The 22349-nt window shown below is 39.1% G+C and carries 18 protein-coding genes; 5 read left to right on the forward strand and 13 right to left on the reverse strand.

Annotation, left to right across the window (positions count from 1 at the left end):
• Positions 1-366: 366 nt before the first annotated feature.
• Positions 367-552, forward strand: a complete 186-nt coding sequence (locus B9A58_RS07985; protein WP_084372120.1) for a hypothetical protein — start codon at positions 367-369, stop codon at positions 550-552.
• On the opposite strand, the gene B9A58_RS07990 is transcribed toward B9A58_RS07985, so the two are convergent.
• Positions 549-2453, reverse strand: coding sequence for a CASTOR/POLLUX-related putative ion channel (locus B9A58_RS07990; RefSeq protein ID WP_084372122.1), 1905 nt, complete (start codon positions 2451-2453; stop codon positions 549-551). The two genes, B9A58_RS07985 and B9A58_RS07990, sit on opposite strands and share 4 nt — an antisense overlap.
• A gap of 220 nt (positions 2454-2673) precedes the next feature.
• Here B9A58_RS07990 and B9A58_RS07995 point away from each other — a divergent pair, with 220 nt between their 5' ends.
• Entirely contained in the window at positions 2674-3393 is a 720-nt protein-coding gene (locus tag B9A58_RS07995; protein ID WP_221407839.1) for a hypothetical protein, read from the forward strand.
• A 46-nt stretch (positions 3394-3439) separates the two neighbouring features.
• Here the strand turns inward: B9A58_RS07995 and B9A58_RS08000 are convergent, their stop codons facing one another.
• The 5 genes from B9A58_RS08000 to B9A58_RS08020 form a co-directional block, all read right to left on the reverse strand.
• Complete coding sequence (locus tag B9A58_RS08000; protein ID WP_084372126.1) at positions 3440-6250, reverse strand: TonB-dependent receptor domain-containing protein; 2811 nt, start codon at positions 6248-6250, stop codon at positions 3440-3442.
• 353 nt (positions 6251-6603) lie between these two features.
• On the reverse strand, positions 6604-7860 hold the full coding sequence (locus tag B9A58_RS08005) for a hypothetical protein (RefSeq protein WP_084372128.1): 1257 nt from the start codon (positions 7858-7860) through the stop codon (positions 6604-6606).
• 223 nt (positions 7861-8083) lie between these two features.
• Positions 8084-9046 (reverse strand): AAA family ATPase, encoded by a 963-nt coding sequence (locus tag B9A58_RS08010; protein WP_084373181.1) that lies wholly within the window; start codon positions 9044-9046, stop codon positions 8084-8086.
• A gap of 140 nt (positions 9047-9186) precedes the next feature.
• The gene (locus B9A58_RS08015; protein WP_084372130.1) at positions 9187-10653 is read right to left on the reverse strand and encodes a DUF4301 family protein; all 1467 of its coding nucleotides are present in this window, start codon (positions 10651-10653) and stop codon (positions 9187-9189) included.
• 26 nt (positions 10654-10679) lie between these two features.
• On the reverse strand, positions 10680-12509 hold the full coding sequence (locus B9A58_RS08020) for a glycosyltransferase family protein (protein WP_084372132.1): 1830 nt from the start codon (positions 12507-12509) through the stop codon (positions 10680-10682).
• A 273-nt stretch (positions 12510-12782) separates the two neighbouring features.
• On the opposite strand from B9A58_RS08020, the gene B9A58_RS08025 reads away from it, so the two are divergent.
• The 3 genes from B9A58_RS08025 to B9A58_RS08035 are packed head-to-tail and all read left to right on the forward strand — an operon-like array spanning position 12783 to position 17468.
• Entirely contained in the window at positions 12783-15227 is a 2445-nt protein-coding gene (locus B9A58_RS08025; protein ID WP_084372134.1) for a glycoside hydrolase family 31 protein, read from the forward strand.
• Positions 15228-15267: 40 nt separating this feature from the next.
• Positions 15268-16455, forward strand: coding sequence for a glycosyltransferase family 4 protein (locus tag B9A58_RS08030; protein WP_084372136.1), 1188 nt, complete (start codon positions 15268-15270; stop codon positions 16453-16455).
• Positions 16452-17468 carry a polysaccharide deacetylase family protein gene (locus B9A58_RS08035; protein ID WP_084372138.1) on the forward strand — a complete coding sequence of 339 codons (1017 nt, stop codon included), beginning with the start codon at positions 16452-16454 and terminating at the stop codon, positions 17466-17468. Before B9A58_RS08030 ends, B9A58_RS08035 begins: the two co-directional genes overlap by 4 nt.
• Here the strand turns inward: B9A58_RS08035 and B9A58_RS08040 are convergent.
• The 7 genes from B9A58_RS08040 to B9A58_RS08070 all read right to left on the reverse strand — a co-directional run bounded on the left by B9A58_RS08040 (position 17465) and on the right by B9A58_RS08070 (position 22260).
• Positions 17465-19474, reverse strand: a complete 2010-nt coding sequence (locus B9A58_RS08040; RefSeq protein ID WP_084372140.1) for an alpha amylase C-terminal domain-containing protein — start codon at positions 19472-19474, stop codon at positions 17465-17467. The genes B9A58_RS08035 and B9A58_RS08040 overlap by 4 nt on opposite strands.
• Positions 19475-19591: 117 nt before the next feature.
• Positions 19592-20542: a signal recognition particle-docking protein FtsY gene (gene ftsY, locus B9A58_RS08045; protein ID WP_084372142.1), complete on the reverse strand. Its 951-nt coding sequence runs from the start codon at positions 20540-20542 to the stop codon at positions 19592-19594.
• Between the two features lie 83 nt (positions 20543-20625).
• Positions 20626-20778: a DUF4295 family protein gene (locus tag B9A58_RS08050; protein ID WP_084372144.1), complete on the reverse strand. Its 153-nt coding sequence runs from the start codon at positions 20776-20778 to the stop codon at positions 20626-20628.
• A 2-nt stretch (positions 20779-20780) separates the two neighbouring features.
• Positions 20781-20963: a 50S ribosomal protein L33 gene (rpmG, locus tag B9A58_RS08055; RefSeq protein ID WP_084372146.1), complete on the reverse strand. Its 183-nt coding sequence runs from the start codon at positions 20961-20963 to the stop codon at positions 20781-20783.
• 12 nt (positions 20964-20975) lie between these two features.
• Complete coding sequence (gene rpmB / locus B9A58_RS08060; protein ID WP_084372148.1) at positions 20976-21215, reverse strand: 50S ribosomal protein L28; 240 nt, start codon at positions 21213-21215, stop codon at positions 20976-20978.
• Positions 21216-21410: 195 nt separating this feature from the next.
• Complete coding sequence (locus B9A58_RS08065; protein WP_084372150.1) at positions 21411-21755, reverse strand: translation initiation factor; 345 nt, start codon at positions 21753-21755, stop codon at positions 21411-21413.
• Between the two features lie 106 nt (positions 21756-21861).
• The gene (locus tag B9A58_RS08070; protein WP_084372152.1) at positions 21862-22260 is read right to left on the reverse strand and encodes a hypothetical protein; all 399 of its coding nucleotides are present in this window, start codon (positions 22258-22260) and stop codon (positions 21862-21864) included.
• Between the last annotated feature and the right edge of the window lie 89 nt (positions 22261-22349).

The following is a 22349-nucleotide window of genomic DNA, read 5'->3' on the forward strand; positions in this document are numbered from 1 at the left end:
CACTTAATCCTGAGTCAATTACCTTTGCGAACTAAAAGTCATTTCATCAGGAGGTACGACCAGAGAAATCTCGTTGGCTGATAGCAGCATGTAAATACCTGGGGCAAATCTTCTGCTCGACCTTGATAAGATCCTTGGGCTGCGCTACGGAATGACGCTGAGTTCGTGAGTCTACTCAGGCATCCGAAATATTCTCGCCCCAACTCTGCAGGCTAATCCTAAGAAAACATTTTCCACAAAGTGTAAAAATGCGTATCTCACCTAAATTTCATTTTAGGTAAAAGGCGTATTTATTTCATTGATTATTCGCTCTAATTTTGGAGTAGCTATTTAAGTATTCAATCAGTTCACTAAATACAACAGAAAATGGATCAACTAGCAACTGTCTTGGAAATCATGCAAAACGTGAGAACACTGGACACTGATCAAAAGAATAACGTGATGCAATATGTAAAACACATGTCATCATTGAATAATCAACCTGAAGAGAATTATAGAAAGAAAGCCATAAGCGAAATTCGCTCCGCTCTCAATCAGCAAACTTCTTTTTAATCTTCTGAGAGTACGATGATTTCGTCCTGAGCCGTCAATTCTATCAACTCAGACTTCTTAGGGTTGACGACTACACCATAGGCTGCGTTCGGGTCTTTACTCTTGGCCAGAATACGATAACCCAGCGCTACTTCGTTCTTTCTTGCGGCAGACTCCAGTATGGTGTAGAAATTGACTGGTTCTCCAGTGACTACATATTCGCTAGCAGGTTTGATATAAATCTCAGAGCCATCCGCATCGAACAAGTCTTCGAATACGCGCATCAAAAACTTGTTTTCTGACACCTGGGTCATGAGCAAACTAAGCAATTTGTCACTTACAATAAAATCATCTGCGCTTGTAATATCAGCCAATAATCGATTTTTCATATCGATCATTTCACTTACTAAATTCAAGTGCTTGTCTGTTCGCTCTGCTATACTTCTGATATGAAGCAGTGTAATTAAAGTTTGTGCATCTGCCTCTTGAACTGGAAAATGTTGTTCATAACAAAGCAAGATGATATAATCGTAGGTCGGAATTTCTAATTTCTCAAGTGTCTCTCTATCTGTAGTCTCTGCTCTTTTGAATTCCACAGTGAGGTTTTTCAAAGAAGGTTTGATTCTTTGGATGACTGTCACCGGATCTTCAAATTTCGAGACTACTTTCACAGTAGATCCAAAGGGTGCGTAATGGTCTAGTTCTCTGATGATATTCTTTGCACGGTCATTCCACCCAATGATCAAGATTTGCTCTTCGTTGGTTTCCTCTTCGGGTCGTTCCAACAGCCTATTACTTTCTATTTGATAATCCGCCAGTCCTGATGGCACCAACGTATCATCATCCTCAGTGATACCAATTACCTGATCCCCTTCATTAAATACCGTGTCCATGGGTGGGTTGATCGCCACTGTACCATCCGCAAACTGAATGCCCATGATCGCTGAGTCCTCATAAGCAAAGATGATTTCTCGGAATGTTCTTCCCACCAATGTAGGTTCTTCCAAGAAATAAATTTCATCTCCATCGTAGTCCATTAATTCAATATACACGACACTCAAACCAGACTGTCTACTGGTTTGAACCATGATTCTAGAGATAAAATCGTCAGATAAAATCAACTCTACTTCATCTTGGCCAACCATTTTAGCTACTTCGTAGTTCTTGCTGTCCTGTATCTCTGCTGTAATATGGTAAGGTTCTTTTCTCCTGTTTGGGTTGGTGACAATCGCTACAATTGTTTTTATAATTTGGGAGTCAGAATTTTCATTGTCTTTATCCAGAACAATGATGGACTTGGAATTGAACGGGTTGGCAATATAAATATCGTCAATATCAATGGGACTACCTGTACGACAGATTACTCTCGTATTGGCAGTGTTTCCTACTTTTAGACGAATCTCGTCTTCCATTTCTACTTTATCTTTTTCTGCCAGAATTACAATCACTCCCTCCTTCAGGTTTTCATTGGCTTCTACCAATTCAGATATAATTGTAAAAATCTTAGAAGACCAGCCCAGTATAAGTGTATGGTCTTTTTCAATGACGAACGAACGACCTTTTCTCAATTCTTCGAGTTTGGTCAAGATACCGTTTGACACCAAACCAATAAGTGTGGAGAGTACTACTACACCCACTAGTGTAACTGCCAATAAATACACTCTAAGTGACCAGCCGCCGGTAGTGTTGCCTAAAGTCCCTGGATCGAGCATGTGGATCATATTCTGCCACAAAGACTCTGGATAGCCTATACTCTCGCCCACTTCCACTTCGAAGCCTGTGAGTACTAATATGACAGCTAAAATGATGACAAGAATAAGAGTCAAAAGACCAAGACCTCCAATAAGAGTCATGGTGCCCTTTGATACATAATTATCAAATTGATATTTGGCCTTAGCAATTAGAGAAGAGCTATTATTCATTGATTCAGGTCGTAGCTAAATTAAATCTTGTTCATTTGGAATAGCGGCCGAAAATATTGATCATGTAAGATAAAATTTTTCAGCTTATTTGGGCAAAAATAATCCAATAATGGAAAAACAACCGTTTTATGCGGATTATATATCTCTTGCATGTGGTGAAATTTACTTCAGAACGAGAATTGGCGAAATTATTGATTGATTCAAATGTTTTTATCTTCGTATGAGATTTTTTAAAATGTCAATAACTCAATTGTTCTCCTTAACAAGTAAGCGATCTCTGATCTGCATTATTGGTATCATGACACTGTGTGGAGTGAGTCTCCAATCTTTGGCACAAGTCTATTCATTAAAAATAAACACTTCTAATTTCACTCTCGAAGGTCAAATTTTTAATGGATATACAACAGATTTCGTACAGCCCTACAAAGAGGTGAAAAAAGAATGGTGGAGATATGTGAATGCCAGAACCATTATTTTCAACAAAAAAACGCATCTGGTTCTAACCGTTCCCGCTAAAGGTAAGGATACAAACGAGCCACTCAAATTTGTTTCTCAACTCATCGAAGACAAAAACAAAAATCTGTCAACCTTAAAATTGGCGTTAGTGAAAGACGAGGTACCTGAGAATCAGCAGGCCCAATTAAGCAATCAGGTTAAAAACTTATTGAAAGATTTTAAGGTGAACTACTTCACGGCTTTAGTTCAAAACAAAATAAATGAACAGGAAATAGCTGGAAAAAGAATTAGTCAGCGAATGGACAAATATTTGTTGGACAACAGCAAGCTCCAGTTGCGAATTGAAAAGAAACCTGAAGAAAAAAATGAATTGACGGCAAGATTAAAAACCAATACAGCAGAAATAGAAAAGCTACAGGTCAAACTCAACGCCAATCAGAAAAAGCTCGGTCAATACAAAAAAGAACTGACCCTTATAAAATGAAAAAGGCAGCCAACTGGCTGCCTTAATGCTCTTGATTAATCTTACCTTAAAATGTGTAAGTGTATTTTAGTTCAAAAAGTCTTCCTGGCTTATATAAAGAGAACAACTCCTCTTCATTACCAAATTTGTAAACTTGTTGTTGTTTTTCGCTCAGCAGGTTCTTTGCACTAAAACTTAGCTGAGAATTGGCTGCCTCCCCAAAAGTTTTTGAAACTTTCAAGTTCAAACTATTAAACGGTTTGGTGTAAACATCAGGAACGTTAGAGGTACCTATGAAGGTAATGGTTTCACCTTGAACGTTATAAGAAAGGTTACCCGTCAGGCCAAGTAAGTTATTCTCATAGTTCAGATATCCATTCATAACGTATGGAGATTGTCCAGTCATTTCTCTGTATTGCTCTACGCCTTCAGCGGATCCTTTGTAAGCCACTTCACTGTCATACTCCGACTGACCTTCTTCATTCACTGCCACTGTTTTTCTATTCACTTTAGAAATCACATACGAAAAATTGCCGCCTACAGAAAAATTTTCCATCAGTGGGCTAATGCCCCCAAGGTTTTTTCTTACTTCAAGTTCAGTACCATATACTGCAGCTTCACCAACATTTCTAGGTTTTAACTGGCCTGGACTATTAGGAAAGAATACCAAAGCAATATGATCTGTGAAATCTTTGTAGAAAAATGATACAGAAAACATTTCGCTGGCCGTAAAGAAATATTCCCATCTCAAATCATAGTTCAATATTTCAGCCTGTTTAACATCAAGATTTCCCGAAAATCTAGTTCTTGTAATTGGATCTTCAATGAACGCAGAAGACTTCTCTTTGAAGGATGGTCTTGCTACCGTCTTGTTGAAAGAGCCTCTCAAATTCATATCATCTCTTAATGCATATACTAAGCTTACAGACGGCAAAAGGTTAGTTTGATTCATTGTCTTTTCGTTATCCAAAGCTTCGCTAGAATTGTCTTCATTTAGGCGAACTCCACTATAATACATTTGTACATTTTCTACTCTCACACCATAGATTGATTTCAATTTAGGTGTCACTTGCATTTCATTCATCAAGTATCCAGCAAATATGGTTTGTCTACCTTCGTAATTGTTGTAAGTGTTGCTATTGTCTTGGATATAAAGCCCATCTTCATTTGTTGAAGCATAAAGATTGTCTTCAGACAGAATCCAATTTGGATCATTGTACGCTACATCAAAGACCTCCAATGGCTCGTATGCATACTGGTAAACATTGAAATTTCTATTTCTAAAAGTCATTAATCCACCAGATTTCAATTTATTCTTTTCGTTCAAATTATAGGTAAAGTCTGCTTTGAAGCTCTCACTTACCTCATCCAATTCTCTCCAAAAACGATTTACGGCTCCACCATTTTTAAAACCATACGCTCCGTCGTCTTCATTTATTCTTGTATCCCTGTAATCAGGATCACTAATTTTTGAAAACAATAAAGAGTTTGACCATTCAATTCTCAACTTGTCAAAGTTATGTTTACCATAAGTGATATTATTGGTCATTGAGCGCTGAGTATATGCCAAGATATCGTTGTTAATATTTGTTGGATTATTTAGAGCTGTGAAATTCATCTCTCTTTTTAGCGCAGTCGAAACACCATTTTGGGTATGTAGCAAGCTCGTGCCGATCGTGTGGTTATCTGTTTTAGCCGCCAGCGTTCCTAATCCACTCCAAAGCACATTGTTTGTACTCAAATCACCTACGCCTGTAAAATCTCTGATCAAAGAAACTTCGCTCGTCGTTCTGTCCTTTTCATATCTTTTTCTTACAAATCCGTCGTAGAACGTATTGGTGTTTTTGTAGTTAAAGATGGCATTGTATCCCCAAGTAACCTTGTCTCTTTGGATTTGATTTCTGTGCAGCACAGAAAGTCCTGTATTCATAAAGTTCCTCGAACGATCTACTCCTAAGGTGGGATCAAATTTTCTTGTAGTCTCAGCTACAAAATCATCTGGGCGCGTAGAAATTTCAGTGCCTGCTGCAATCGGCAAATCTCTCTGTCCATTATCAAATCCTAAAAAGTCAGAGCCCGATCCTTGGTAGTTTACATTGTCAGACTTGAAGTGCATGTCTGGATTGTAGCCCATACTAACAGATACTGATGTCGTTTTTTCATCTGGAAATGCCTTCGTCTGAATGTCAACTAATCCACCCGCAAAATCACCACTTAGGTTAGGACTGAAAGTCTTGTAAACCATTACATTTTCTAGAATGGCTGTAGGAAAAATGTCAATTTGCACATCATTTCTATCAGGGTCTAACCCTGGGACGATCATACCATTCATAGATGTCTTGGTATATCGATCACCCAAACCTCTTACATATACATATTTTCCGCCCTGAACGGTTACTCCTGTTACTCTCTTCATGGCAGAAGATAAATTGCTATCGCCTACCTTTTTGAATGCAGCAGAAGAAATGCCATCAATCGTGTTGGCGGATTTCTTTTGAATAGACATCAGCGCCACTTCGTTGTCTCTGATTTGCTCGGCAGTTACCACTACAGCTTCTAGCTGCTGTACATCTTCTGAAAGCGTAACATTTATGTTAGTTACTTCACCTGCTTTGATCACTACACCTTCAATAGTCTGTGGCTGATAGGAAACAAATTGAATCACAATATTGTGTGTGCCTGCCTCTAGTGCCAATGAGAAATTGCCATCAAAATCGGCAACCGAACCCTGTGTGGTTCCCTGTTTTGTAATGGTAGATCCAAACAGCCCTTCGCCATTAGATCCGTCTATTACTTTCCCTCTTAAAAATCCCTGTTGCGCTAATGATAGTGTGGTCGCGCTAATGATTAATCCTAATGTTAATAATATCTTGTTCATTTTCTGATATTCTAATTTTAACGCAAAACTAGATCTCCCATATTCCTTGACTGTGTTCAGGATTTTATGAAATGTTTAAAAATCAGTCGGTTAATTGAAGGGGGTTAACATTTTCTTAACACAAAAATCGACTCTGAATAGCCAGAATTCAAAAACACGCATTTATACTTGCACAATCGTCTTAATCGTTTTTTAACGATGATAACATTGGATTAACTTTTGATCTCCGGATTTCATGTTAAATTCAACAAGTCAGAAAAAAATAGTTTGAAACAAAAAGGCCCCGACATTTCTGCCGGAGCCTCTATATTCAGAAAATGAATCTTTGATTTTTTATCTGATGACGAAGTCTATTACTCGTCAAAGCTAGTCGTGTATACTTCGAAAGAAGAAACACTTACCTTGCTAAATGTCAAGGACTCGTTCACCACGTTTAAAGCAGCGTCTTCAGACTCTTGATAAGTCTCTGAATCGAAAGAAGCTGAAAGCTTAACTTTACCGTCTTCAAATACTACGTTAGTTACTGAACCTTTAGCTTTTGATTTAAAATCTGCATTGGTATTCGTACCATCTATTGAGTTAATAGATCCGTTCATCAAAGTAAATGACTTGTCTAAAGAACCTTCTCTTCCATCAATTTCAAGACCTTCATCAGAGTTTTCATCAACGTATACTACGAAGTTAGAAACTGTACCAGCGTATGACTGATCAATATCAATTGCATCGTCACCTACTGCGTAAACCAAAAGGTTAGTCACATTCACAGTTCCTCCAAAAAACTCAACACCATCATCAGAGTTGGCATAAACTTCGATGTTTTCGATAACAGTTCCTGTACCTACACCACCCAATGTCAAACCATTGATTTCGCTACCTTCAGCAATTTCAGCTCCACCATGTCTGATAGAAACATATTTGATTACACCAGAGTTGTCAGCTGCATCACTTCCGCCATATTGACCATTGCTATCTTCAGCATCTACACCTTCGATTTGAGGGTTTTCAGTTTTAGCACTTACAGGCGCTTTACCCAAAATCACCAAACCACCCCATCTTCCTTTGTCGTCTTGATCAAGCTCGCTTCCTGCTATTTCACCTGGTTGGATATCATCATCCGTAGAAGTCATAATAATCGGAGCAGTAGCAGTACCTTCTGCCATCAATTTACCGCCTTTGGCGATCATCAATACGGCAGCATTTGCACCAGATAAAGAGGCGTCACCTTTAACAACTGTACCTGCTTCTATAGTTAAGGTAGCTCCATCCAATACAGTTACTCTTGTCTTCAACACATATATGTTGTCGCTAGTCCATTCAGTATCTTGCTCGATATTTGCAGTTACTTCAATTTCTTCAGCAATATCTCTCACTCTTCCACCAGTTTGACCCGCTTGGTCTACTAAAGTCCAATCGTCAAATACGCTTTCATCAGATGCTCCTGTGGCTGTTTCGTCTGAAGAAACAACAGCAGCTACTGCTACAGCTGCAGCATCAACTGCTTCTTGTTGTAATTCCTCTACTGTTTTCTCAATTTCATCATCATCGTCATCACATGAAACCATCAATCCCATTGAAGTAAACACGAATAATAGTGCTAATAATTTTTTCATTTCTTTTCTTTTAAGTATTCTGATATTATGTTTTTCAAAATTTGTACTGCAAAACTGTACAAGTGATATTATCAGGTGTGGAAGTAGTAGTTACCTTTCTGTTAAAAGAATAGCAAATGGTGTTATTGCTATTTTAACAATGTTAAGAGAATGTGAAGTACATAAAGCAAAAAAGCAGCTCCGTTGCTGAAGCTGCTTTTTAATTCCTTTTTGTTGATGCCAATTACTTGACCATACTGATATTGACCTTACTTAAAATGGTATTGATAATATCATGTGTAGTAATACCATCAGCTTCTGCCTCATAGTTAAGAATGATCCTGTGATTGAGAACATCTGGAGCCACTTCCTTAATGTCTTCGGGAAGCACAAAATCACGGCCTTCTAAGAAGGCAATGGCCTTAGCTGCCAAATTCAAATTAATGGAAGCTCTAGGAGATGCTCCAAACTGAATGTAATGTGCTTCTTCCTTCATGCCATAGGCCTGAGGATCTCTGGTAGCAAAAATTAACTCAATAATATATTTCTCCAGCGACTCTGATAAGTTGACACTATTGATTTCATTTCGAATGGCAAAAATATCATCCTTGGTCAATATGGTATCCACCTTACTATCAAATGTCATATTTGACATTCTGCGCATGATTTCCAGCTCTTCATCTTTGGATGGGTAGCCCACATGTACTTTCATCATGAACCTGTCTACCTGTGCTTCCGGGAGTGGGTAGGTTCCTTCTTGGTCTACTGGGTTTTGTGTCGCCAACACTAAAAAAGGGCGATCCAGCTGGAAAGTAGTTTCACCAATGGTGACCTGCTTCTCCTGCATAGATTCTAGCAATGCTGACTGCACTTTAGCTGGTGATCTGTTGACTTCATCTGCTAAAATCAAATTGGCAAAAATCGGCCCTTTCTTCACCTCGAAATTGGAAGCCTTTTGATTATAAATCATGGTTCCCAAGAGATCAGCAGGTAGCAAATCAGGTGTAAACTGGATTCGCTTAAAATCAAGGTGCAGTACATTAGCCAGCGTATTTACAGTCAATGTTTTTGCCAAACCAGGGACACCTTCTAAAAGGATATGTCCTTGTGTAAATAAGCCTACCATCAGCCGATTGATCATATACTTCTGACCGACTACTACCTTATTTACTTCAGTATAAATCTGCTTGATTTTTTCCTGATGCACTTTTTTACTATCTACACTTGCAGTTGCTTCCATATTCGAAGATTATTCTTTTCTAACCAAACAAAACTAATCCACTTTGGGTAAGTTTTAAAACCCAAGACGGATATCGATCAGATGTTGCTGTTAAAAATTGTTAAGTCTTATTGATGAGTTGGTTTCAACAGGTCATTCACAGTTTTCACTGGGTTAAATGTCGATATTGGCACCTCCACAAAGAGTGTAATCCAGTCTGCCATGGCGCCATTCCAAAGACCTGGTAGCTCCATGGCTTTAAGGTCTTTTCCATTCTTGGATTTCTGTGTAATAAAACCAGTCCTGTCGTCTCGGTATTTTAACAAGTCAAATTTTTCTCCATTATAATCCTTTACTCCACATACCAAATCCACAGGATTAAAATGGGAGGATTTTTTTAAAATCTCAGTCTGTGCTGAATCAGTCATGTCAATCTGTGCAGTTTCTGCAATTTGAAGAGAAGTACTTTGATCTCCTTTCACCCAAAATGGCCCTCCTCCTGGCTCGCCAGTATTTTCCACCATTCCACACACACGAACAGGTCTGTTCAAGTATTGAGTCAACTCTTTTGTGTTATTTAAGTTAAGTGCTATTCCGTATTTGGATTTTAATGTATTGAGTGCCTCATTCAAACAATCTTCACCACTCACTATTCGCTTTTGCCAATCAAACGAATCACTTTGAAAAGCTAATAGTATACCAGCAATCGCCTTTTTGTATGTGATCGTATCTTCTTTCAAATGATCAGGCACTACATTATCAATATTCTTTACAAAAATGATATCAGCGTTCAATTCATTCAAGTTTTCTAATAAGGCACCATGCCCGGCCGGCCTAAATAATATCTGGTCATTGTCCAGAAAGGGTTCATTGGACAAGTCAACTGCTATGGTATCTGTTGATTTCTTCTGCTGAGAAAAAGACACTTCATATTTTACTCCTAGCTCCTTTTCATATTTTGACAACACACGCTGCAGTTTAATTTCAAATTTTGGCTGATGCTCTGGCGAAACCGTAAAATGTAAATACACCAGACCCTCTTGTGAGGCATATTTTGCTCCTTCTACCAAATGCTCTTCTATTGGGGTTTTAACCCCATTTTCAGTTTTATGAAAAGTAAGAAGTCCTTTAGGCAAGCTTCCATATCCAAGACCATTTTCATTAAGCAAAGCACTGACAATCGTTTTATAATCCTTTGATGCTACTAATTCCTTTATATCAAGACCCTGGTTTTTCAGATATGCAGATAGCTCGCCATAAAAAGCAAAATTGCCGAGTCCTTCTATAAATTTTTCTGTGCCTGTATTTAGTTCACCAGTAGATAGATATTCAAATAAATCCTTGAACATTCTGGTCGCAGCACCAGAAGCTGGTACAAATTTTAATAATTTTTTCCCAGACGTCAGCGTCTCATATTGCTCTAAAAATGTATTTATTCGTTCGAGAGTGAGTCGCACAATTCCATCGTCAATCGTAGCTGGTCTGTCAAGATTCAAAAACGGAAATCCGGTTTTAAAATCCATAATCTGTCTTTCAATAACTTTAATATCACTTCCTCTAGATACAATTAATTCCTCTTGGTCAGTTGAAAACATTTTTAGTTGTCTTTATACTTAAATTTTTATTTAGTAGGATAATTATTCAAAGCTTTGTCGTAAGCTCTGTCATAGTGCTTGATGAGGTTCTTCCAATCAAATTCTTCGGAAAGATCCTCCGCCTTATTTCTACTTTGAATTCTAAATTTCCTATTTGTATTCACAAATTGCAACATCTTGTTGGCCAATTGATCTGCAGCCGAATGGAAATCTTGATCCTCTCTGTCGATTAGATACATCCCATGTGCCTCATTTCCTTTTTTTATTTTTTTGACATAATTGCCAAAGCCTGACAGATCTGAAGTGATCGCAGAAACGCCACGAGCCAAACACTCCACAGGAGTATATCCCCAAGGCTCATAATAACTAGGAAAGATGCCCATGTGGCATCCTCTCACAAACTGGCCATACTCTATACCAAATAATGGATTCGTAGAAGTCACAAAGTCTGGATGGTATACTACTTTCACTTTGTCATCCTTATGATTGAGTAAATTGGCTCCGCGTAAGAAATTAAGCACTGGATCCTCTGCATCATTCACCAGATTGTGCGTAACCACACTCGGCAATCGATCTGATTTCCAAGATTGAATCGTTCTTCTGTATCTCAATTTCCAATAATCATCTACCAATTCATTGAGTGCAGGCAGGCGATGATCTGTATTTGTTGCGGCAGCATCAAATAAGCGCTCTTTGAGCTGCTCCATGATTGCATCACAGTTGTGATCAATCTCTTCCATGATCGCACGTGAGGTGAGTACATCCTGATTGATGCTGCTATAGGGTTGTTTGGTCACAAAGAACATCACTACTGTCTTATTAATGTTCTTTTCTTTCATGTAATGATTTAATCTTGCGAGCGCTTCAAGTGTCAAATCATACCCTTTGTTTTTATATTCAAACCGACCTGAAGTGAAAAAATAAAGCGTATTGTTGAGATCAAAAGTGTAGGATTGAAAAAAATGTCCCATCACAAAATGCTCTATCTGCTTCTTGTATGTGTGGTGCAAGTTTTGCACTTCGTGCAATACGGAAAACCGCTCAATATTTAAGCCATTTGGTAAAATACAATCAGGATTTCTTCCCAGTAGGTGGACACACTCCTTGGCAGTCACGTCACTGACTGTAGTGAACACATTTGCTCCATGAGCACAAGCACGCTCCAATTGTACGGTTGGCTCTACATTAAATTTTTTCGCTTCTGAAGCCCAATCCAAAAAAGGTAAATGATCATAAAAGAAAGGATCGTTCATAGCCAAATACCTTCCCAATAAAGTCGCATGCGTTGTGAATACGGTCTGAACAGGTATTTGCTCCTTTTTCAAATCAGGGATCGCAGTTCCAGCCATCCATTCATGAAAATGCGCCAAAAGATCATGATCTTGATCCAGACAGACACGCGCATATCTGGACAAAAATTCCTTAACCATATATCCAAAAGCAAGCACTTCATCCATTAGAGGATCGTGCTGATTGAAAGAAATATGATGATTCTGCCAATAGAAGTATTTGATATCACCTAGCTTATCCATCACACTTTTAGGATTGAATAGCACGGTAGTAGGCCGACCTGATACCAGCCATGATCCAATTTGCACATCCCAACCCATAGCCCTGAGTTCTCTAACAATGGCTACTGCAGGTGAGTCTATAGATTCGTCAGGTTCAAAATCTGCATTCACATTGGCATGCACATTAGGGCCTAAAAGGATATAATTCGTCCCCCAACCCTGCACCATTGTGGGCACTTTGGATCGGATTACCGTATAAATCCCTCCTACCTGATTACAAACCTCCCAGGCTACCTCCACTAAGGTTGTGTTTTTTCTAACTACAGTTTTTGTTTTTGGAGCCATGGTCAGCAGTATTCTATTTTTTGAAATGCAATATTAGTCAAATGCGAATTACGATATATTCAATAAATTGCATAATTCATTGGAGCAAAATTAACAAAATATACAATCTGTTAAAAAGCAGTTTGCAAAAAGAGCCTTTTGTTGTTAATCATAACTATTTTTGCATACAAATATTTTGATCAACTGAAAGATGGCATGTTTATGCTAAACTTCAATTTAGAAACGGCCATTGGCATTCAAAATAGTTTAAATTTCTCCATGATAAAATAAGAAATGGAAAATCTTACAGAAGAAAACAAAAAAGAGGGCGTAACAGACTTCTCTGGTAATTATATAGAAAAATTCCAAGACAAAAATGTAGAGGAGTTCTTCTCTGGCGCATTGGTCACTTGGGAAAAGCAAGAAGATGCCTTTCTCTTTCATGGTGAATTGGCTTCTCTGGAAATCAGAGTGATTGCTGCTGATATATTAAAATTTAGACATGGAATAAGCGGCTATTTTGAAGATGATTTTTCTTACTCCATTGATCCCTCTTTTCAGCCTGAAGAACTGAATTACAAGTTTGAAGATCAAAAAGCCACTTTTGTCATCAAAACTGATATACTCAAATGCTATATCAGTAAAACTACACTGCAAACCAAAATTGTCACGCTTGACGGCACGGCAGTATTGGAAGATGAAAAGGGATTTCACTGGCAAGACCACAAACACTATGGTGGTCATATCAGTATTTGCACTCGGGTGCTGCACGAAGGTGAAAAATTCTATGGCTTGGGTGACAAAACTGGAAATCTTAATCTGATTGGCACCAAGCGAGAACTGTGGGGGACAGATTGCTATGGCTATGGAAATGAATCAGATCCTGTCTACAAAAATATACCCTTCTATATGGGACAGCACAGCCAGGTGGGTTATGGCATTTTTATGGACAACACTTTCAGGAGCTTTTTCGATTTTGGAAAGGAAAGAAAAACAGTCTGTAGTTATTGGTCACAGGGAGGTGAGATGCGCTACTACTATATCCATGGGCCAAAATTAATTGATGTAGTAAGCAAATACGCCAGGCTGACAGGAAAGCCACAGCTTCCTCCAAAATGGGCTTTGGGCTATCACCAAAGCAAGTGGAGCTACTACCCAGAATCTGTGGTCAGAAAGCTTGGAGACGAGTTCAGAAGCCGTGAGATACCATGCGACGTCATCCACTTAGATATCGACTATATGGACGAATTTAGGTGCTTCACGTGGGATGATAAGAAATTCCCTAATCCAAAAAAGATGATCAGTGATCTGAAAAATCAAGGATTTAAAACTGTGGTGATCATTGATCCAGGGATCAAGATTGATAAAAATTACCGTGTCTATCAAGAAGGCATGAAGGGCAATCATTTTTGCCAGAGAATGGATGGCGACTTACTCAAAGCCAGCGTATGGCCTGGGTTGTGCCATTTCCCTGACTTTACTCAGAAGAAAACACGTGAATGGTGGGCTACACTGTTTGATGGTTTGATTGAAAATGGCGTGGATGGGGTGTGGAATGATATGAATGAACCAGCCACTTTCGAAGATGGCACCTTTCCGAATGACGTTCGCCATGATTTCGACGGACATCCAGGTAGCCACAGAAAAGGGCACAATGTATATGGTTCGCTCATGGCACAATCCACATGGGCAGGTCAGAAGCAGTACATGAAAAACAAAAGACCATTTACTATCTCCAGATCAGCTTATGCAGGCATTCAAAAGTACGCCTCTGTGTGGACGGGAGATAACATGGCTTCGTGGGAACACTTAAAAATTGCCAATATCCAATGTCAGCGATTGGCTGCCTCAGGTATCTCTTTCGCAGGATCAGATGTCGGAGGATTTATTGGCTCACCTGATGGCGAATTATATACCCGCTGGATTCAGATGGCTGTATTTCATCCATTCTTCAGAACGCACTCTTCTGGAGATCACGGAGACAAAGAACCCTGGAAGTTCGATCAAAAATATGTAGACATTGTTCGTCGTTTTATCGAAATGCGCTACGAATTGATGCCTTACATTTATTCTGTATTTCAAAATCATAGCGAAACAGGTATTCCAATGATTCGCTCCTTGCACTTGGAAGGACATATTGATCCAGAAACATTTTATCGTGAAGAGGAATTTTTCTTGGGAGATCACCTCATGGTATGCCCAGTATCAGAGCCAGGTAAATCCAGCAGGAGAATGTATCTGACGTCAGGTCAATGGTACAACTACTGGTCTGATCAACTGATCGATGGTGGATTAGAGATCAAAGTCGACACGCCCTTGAATCAGATACCCATATTCATCAGACAAGGAGCTATCATACCTAAGCAGCCTAAGATGCAGTATGTAGATGAATTTGTATTTGACGAACTGACACTGGAATGCTACAAACCGGCATCTAGCACTGCTTCCTACATTTACGAAGACAGTGGAGATGGCTATGACTATTTGGAGTCCAAAGGCTTTGTAAAAAAGCAACTGACATCTGCAATTGAAGGAAATTATTGGCTCATTTCTCAAGTGCTGGATGGCGAATTTGCCTCTACGTATCAGACCTATGAAATTAGACTGCATGGACTGCAACAAATGCCATCACAAGTAGTAGTAGATAATGAAGACGTGACCACCAATGCTAAGCTTGAGTCTGGCATAGTGAGTTTATCCATAGACAAAAATTTTAAACAATTAATCATTAAACAATAGAGAACGACCCACTAGGAACCTAAATCAAACACCTAAAACTATGAGCGTAAAATTGTTAATGTTTGGACCTGGCGCACCAGGTCGTCTGACTAGTGGCTTGGGAGTCGCCACTGCAAAACTTGCCGAAGAATTGTCTAAAAAGACAAGCTTAAAAATTATTGAGCCGAAGTCATTCGATCAATTCGGAAAACCTAAAGTCAATCTGGAATCTTCTTTTTCGGATTTAAGCGTACTGAAGGAATTGGCTACTGTAAGTATAGAAGCACAGCTTTCTGCTTATGATTACCATGAAGTGACTCAGTCGCATACCATGGAGAAAGTAGAAAGTCAGAAACTACACAAACAACTGACTACTTATTCAGACGAACTGGTTTTGGAAGGAGAAAAAATAGATTACGACGTACTCTATGCCCACGATTGGATCACGTTCAAAGCGGCTCTGGAATTGAAAGAAAGGTTTGGCAAGCCCTTGTTGTTGCATATCCACTCACTGGATTTTGACAGAAATTTTGGTCAGACCAAATCTTGGATTTTCGATTTAGAACAAAAAACCATGCAGGCTGCAGATGCCATCATTGCAGTCAGCGAATATTCCAAGCAAGTGATGATAAGTGAATATGGTATTTCTCCAGACAAAATTCAGGTGATTTATCATGGACATACGCATACTGATCCTGTAAAAGCTAAAAGTCCGTTTGCCGAAAAAATAGTACTCTTCGTAGGACGATTATCAGGGCAAAAAGGCCCTATGCAATTTCTTGAAATTGCTGAGAAAGTTTTTGAGCAAAATCCAGACACAAGATTTGTCATTTCAGGAGAAGGTGAGTTGTACAAGAAATTAATTGAAGCTGGTGCTGGAAGCGAAATTGCTGATCGCTTTCATATTACAGGCTATCTTGAACATGAAGAACTTCAGAAACTATACGCTATAGCCCATGTATATTGCATGCCCTCTTTTTCAGAACCCTTTGGATTGGCAGCTGTAGAAGCCGCTGATGCAGGTGTACCCTTGGTGCTTTCTGATAAATGCGGAGCAGCTGAATTGTTGCCTGATGCACATCAAGCTAACCCAGCATCAACTGATGATTTTGCAGATCAAATCATTGCCATTTTGGGAGATGAAAACATGAGCAAACTACAGGTTAAAAGCAATAGAGAAAAAATTAAAAAATTGAGTTGGGAGAAGTCAGCAGCTGAAGTACTTTCAGTAGTTGATAAGATATTATGAGCAAATTACTATCACTTGTTTTAGTTTATGACTGGGAATGTCCTTTATCAGAATTTTCATTTTTTGATGTCAGATCGGGCAAATCTTATTTTGCAGAGGATGAGGAAAATCTGTTTAATGAGTGGTACATCTCGGGCATCAGTAATCAGCTAGACGAAGTCATAGATGCCAAACATCCTGTGTCTGTTTATTTTTCCGGCTCTTTTTTGGAGCTGTTAGCCATTTGCGACCCCACTAGAATCAAGTCCATTAAGTCTGCCAAACACATAAACATCCTGGGCGGAACTTATCATCACTCATTAGCCAGTTTATATTCAAAGTCTCATTTCGAAAGAGAGGTCAGTTGGCACCAGAAATTAGTTAAAAATCTTTTTGGGGTGAAGCCCATATATTTTTTCAATACTGAAAATATCTATTTCAATGACTTGGCATTACAACTTGAAAGTTCTGATTTTAAATCAACCTTTGCTGGTGCAATAGATTGGTATTTGGGAGACAAAAAAAATCAAAGGGTTTTCAGTTCTAAATCCAATGAGGGCTTCATGCTCATGCTTGTCAATCATGATGGAGGAGATACACTATTTCATGACCATGAGGTTGTCAATAATTTCATGCAACTCGGTAGCCAGCAACTGGAAGATTTTGGTGGCTGGAATGAACTGATCAGAAAAACAAAGACCAAGGCCGAGTTAGTGGCATTGAATAAACAGATGAAAACCTCTACTACCGAAACTTACAATATTCGGCAACCCATCAGTGCTGCCTATGGTTCTGTCGATTTGGATCAATTGAAAAACTACCCACTTCAAGAAAGTTGGATCAAGCAGCTCTATGGATTAGAAGCTTCGTTGGTCAAGAAACCAGAAGCTTTACAGAAGAAGTGGTCGAGACTCGGCTCAATTGGGGTTTTGAAAAGTCTCAATCCAGATCTGGATCAAGGTGAAACAAACAACAGCTACAATGTGTACCAGTCACTCATCAACATACTGAGTGATCTTCATTTGAAACTCTAAACTTTCTTTAAAACCATGGCCGTGCGGCTTGGCGAATAAACAGACAGTTGAAATCCATGCTCGTAGGGCATAGCTGGATATGTAATGGAACTATCAATCCTGCTGTGGCCGCCAAACTCAGGTTCATCAGTGTTAAGTATCACTTTGTAGTCTCCTTTTTCTGGCAAATGAAATTTGTAATCTGCAATGGATTTGTCAGGATGGAAGTTGAACACAAAAATTAAAAGGTTACGTTCAAAGATGATGACCTTGTTCTCCTCATCTATATTCAACTGATTCGCTGGCAAAGCAGAAAGCACGTTATCCTGATCTAACATGGCTAACATGGCCCGATCAAAATCGTTGAGCCATTGATACTTTAAGTCTTCATTATCCACCAGAGACCATTGCCTACGTGCATACTTATAACTCCAGTCATTACCTTCTCTTGGGAAGTCGACCCACTCGGGATGGCCAAATTCATTGCCTATAAAATTGAGATAACCCTCTCCTCCTAGGCTTGCTGTGATGAGTCGAATCATTTTGTGCAGGGCTATACCTCGTTCTACTACTAAATCATGGTCTGATTTAGTCATGTGAAAGTACATCTCTTTGTCCATGAGCCAAAAGGCCAAGGTCTTGTCCCCTACCAATGCCTGATCATGAGATTCAGCGTAGGCAATGGTCTTTTCTTTGTAGCGCCTATTGGCCATGACTCCCCAAAGTTCATTCATGTTCCAATTTTCGTCAGATGAATGCTTAAGCAGTTTGATCCAATAATCAGGCAGCCCCATTCCCAAACGATAATCGAACCCAATCCCTCCTTCAGATACTGGACGACACATACCTGGCATTCCGCTCATATCTTCCGCTACAGAGATCGCATTTGTTTTGATTTCATGAATCAATTCATTAGCCAGTTGCAAAAAACAAATGGCATCCCAATCAACACCTTCTTTGAAATACTTGTCATAATGATCAAAGCCCACCCCCTCTCCATGGTGGTGGTAAAGCATAGATGTCACACCATCAAAACGGAATCCATCAAAATGAAATTCCTCCATCCAGTATCGAATATTGGATAGCAAAAACTGAAGCACTTCTGTCCTTCCATAATCAAACAGTTTTGAATCCCAACCTGTATGATAACCACGACCTCCTTTATGGAAATATTGATTATCAGATCCATCAAAGTCATTCAACCCTTCAGCAATATTTTTCACTGCGTGAGAATAAACAGCGTCCATGACCACTGCCAGACCCAACCGATGCGCATGATCAACCATGTACCTCAGGTCGTCAGGTGTACCAAAACGTGAAGATGGGGCATAAAAATTTGATACATGATAACCAAAAGACCCATAATATGGGTGCTCCTGGATAGCCATGATCTGAATACAGTTGTATCCCTGTTTGGCGATTCTGGGCAAGATCAAATCTGTGAACTCTCGAAAAGTACCTACTCCCTCTTTTTCCAAAGCCATTCCCACATGGCACTCATAAATGATGGGATTTTTAATATCAAGCTCGAATTTCGAGTCCTTCCATTTGTATTTAGATTCGGATACCACCTGTCCAGCAAAGTCATAAGACTTGGGATCTTGAATAGCGCATTGAATATAAGCCGGCAATCGATCTCGATCCGCTAATCCATTTTGGATTTTCACTTTTACGAGACTCAAAGATGACATAGGATACTCGCTGCCGTCTGGAACAAAAATGCCCCAGACACCATTTTCATCCTGAGTCAAAGGGTGTCTTTCAGCATTCCAGCCATTAAAATCACCAATTAATGAAAGTGCGTCCGCAGCTGGCGCCCACTCCCGATACCACCAGCCTTTTTCCTTTTTATCATAGTTGAAACCAAAATAATGATGTCCATTTGCAAACTCGTACAATGAACCCGAATGACTTACCATATCATCCAAACGCTGTTTGAAAAAATTCATACGTTGGGCAATATCATCTTGGTAGGGAGCTAACCAAGGGTCGTCTTTTATGAGTTGGATTTCTTCTTTCTGAGCCATGTGCTATCGAGCTAAACTTACACCCAATATAATCAGCTGACGTTAGATAAAATGAATAGAGCCGTTAATTCCAATGAATATTTAGAAAGATCTCAATAAGAAGTTGAATTGATTTTATTAATTAAAAAAGGAATCTACAAACTCATGCTTGTTGAAAACCTGAAGGTCGTCAATACCTTCACCCACACCAATGTATTTGACTGGGATTTTGAATTGATCAGAGATGCCAATGACCACACCTCCCTTAGCCGTTCCATCCAATTTGGTGATGGCCAAAGAAGAAACGTCTGTGGCCTTAGTGAATTCCTGAGCCTGAATGAAGGCGTTTTGCCCAGTGCTACCATCTAGCACCAACATGATCTCGTGAGGAGCATCAGCTACAAATTTCTGAATGACTCTTTTGATCTTTGTCAATTCATTCATCAGATTGACTTTGGTGTGTAATCTACCTGCAGTATCAATGATGACAATATCAGCTTTCTGCTCCACAGCATGCTTCACTGCATCGTAAGCTACAGCTGAAGGATCCGTATTCATGCCATGGGCAATCACTGGCACGTTCACTCGCTCACCCCAAAGTTTGAGCTGATCCACTGCAGCTGCACGGAAGGTGTCTGCTGCCCCTAGCACAACCGATTTGCCTCTTCTTTGAAACTGAGAGGCCAGTTTGCCAATGGTCGTTGTTTTACCCACACCATTCACGCCTACCACCATCAACACATAAGGTTTTTTATCTGCCGGCAATTCGAATTCAGCAGCATTACCAGAATTGTTTTCTTCTAGCAGTCCAGCTATTTCTTCACGAAGAATGACATTAAGCTCAGTAGCATTCAGGTATTTATCCTTAGCTACACGCTCTTCTATCCTTTCGATTATTCTGACTGTAGTATCTACTCCTACATCTGAGGTAATCAATACTTCTTCCAATTCATCGAGCAACTCATCATCAACTGTAGATTTCCCAGCTACAGCCTTACCCAATTTAGAAAAGAAATTCTCTTTTGTTTTTTCAAGACCTTTATCAAGTGTCTCTTTCTTTTCTTTAGAAAAAATATTGAATAATCCCATAATCAGTTTGGTGGATAGGTAAAAAACAGAAAAAGTCTCCTGACACAATCAGGAGACTTTCAAAGATATCTTAAAGGGCTGAATTATTTCGCAGCCAATACTTCTTTCACTTTGTCTTCAGTGACAATTTCTTCTCTGAATGAATATGCTCCTGATTTGGTTTTCACCGCCTTAATTACCTTAGCATATTTTACACCATCCTTATTCTTCAGGGTTGCAACTACCTTCTTAGCCATGGTTATTTAATTTCTTTGTGAACAGTATATTTCTTAAGAACAGCATTGAATTTTCTCAATTCCATTCTGTCAGGAGTATTTTTCCTGTTTTTTGTCGTAATATATCTAGAAGTACCTGGCTGACCTGTAGTCTTATGCTCGGTGCATTCTAATATTACCTGAACTCTATTACCTCTCTTAGCCATCGTTCTAAATTATTATAATGAAAGGGTTCCTTTTTCTTTAGCCTTTTTCAACGTAGCAGCCAAACCATTCTTATTGATGGTTTTCAATGCTGTTGAAGATACTTTCAAAGTAATCCATCTATCTTCTTCAGGAAGATAAAATCTCTTCTTGAATAGATTCGGATAGAACCTTCTCTTTGTTTTGTTATTAGCGTGGGAAACGTTGTTTCCGCTTTGTGGTCTCTTACCAGTTATTTGACAAACTTTCGACATTTTTCTAGTCTTTTAGCGATCCTTAAAAAATCGGAGTGCAAATATAGATAAAACTTTAGCATTTGTAAAAGCCCACTGTGAAATAAATTCAAGATTTAAGGTTTAAGATTCGATCTTATCTAAAAATGACTCTTAAATGTCTTTAATCCGATCAAAAGTCAATTTTTAACTTTAACTATTGAATTTTGAACTGGTTCAAATCTTCCTCGCCTGATAACCTTCTTTGAGTAGAATCTCTACCACCTTATCCCTCAAGTCTCCTTGAATGATGATCTCACGATCCTTCACATTACCTCCAACGCCGCATTTCGTTTTGAGCAACTTGCCCAATTCTTTCAAATCTCCTGTCATACCAGTAAAACCAGTGACTAAAGTGACTTGTTTCCCTTTGCGGTTTTTCTTGTCGAGTTCTACTCGTAATTTTTGGTCTTTGGGTGCCAATGTTTCTTCTTCTAATTCAGACTCCTCTATATAATCAAAACTTTCGCTTGTGGAGTACACGACCCCAATCCGGTTTTTGAAATTTCCTTTTTTAGACATGACGATGAATTTTTCACAAAGAAAGCAATACTTCCCCTCCTATCAAAAAAAGAGGCCGTCTCCTTCTGAGACGGCCTCACGATATAAACGTAAGTTTTAAATGTTTTTAATACTTCAGCTCCCAGATCTTGTTCTGATAATAAGATACGTCTGCGCTTTGATCATTTTGCCTCATCAGCTCAGAGCACTGCGAGTAGTAGTCTAGTGCTTGTTTAGGCAAATTATTAAGTACATAGTAATCACCCATCAATTCCAGATTGCTGACATCTCGTTTGATGGCGATAGATTTTTCAATCCATTCCTTAGCCGTACCTAAGTCCTTCTTTTTTCTTAGCAATACTTTGGCCTGCTTGGCTAATAGCTGCCAATCATCTGGCGAACCATTCTCTACAGCTTCCTTGGCTTTCTCTACAGATTTGTTTTCTGGAATTTCAGCAAAGACTGAAGTTTGGAGTATAAGCAATAAGGCCAAGCCCATGGCTGATATTCTTTTGATTTTGTTCATAACAGTGAATTTTTAAGTTTTTGACAATCAGTCAGAGGCCAACAGCATGCCAAGAAGCTAACTCACTGAGAGATAGTCTATTGATCTTT

The sequence above is a fragment of the Reichenbachiella faecimaris genome, from assembly GCF_900176375.1.
In the GTDB taxonomy this organism is placed as follows: Bacteria; Bacteroidota; Bacteroidia; order Cytophagales; family Cyclobacteriaceae; genus Reichenbachiella; species Reichenbachiella faecimaris.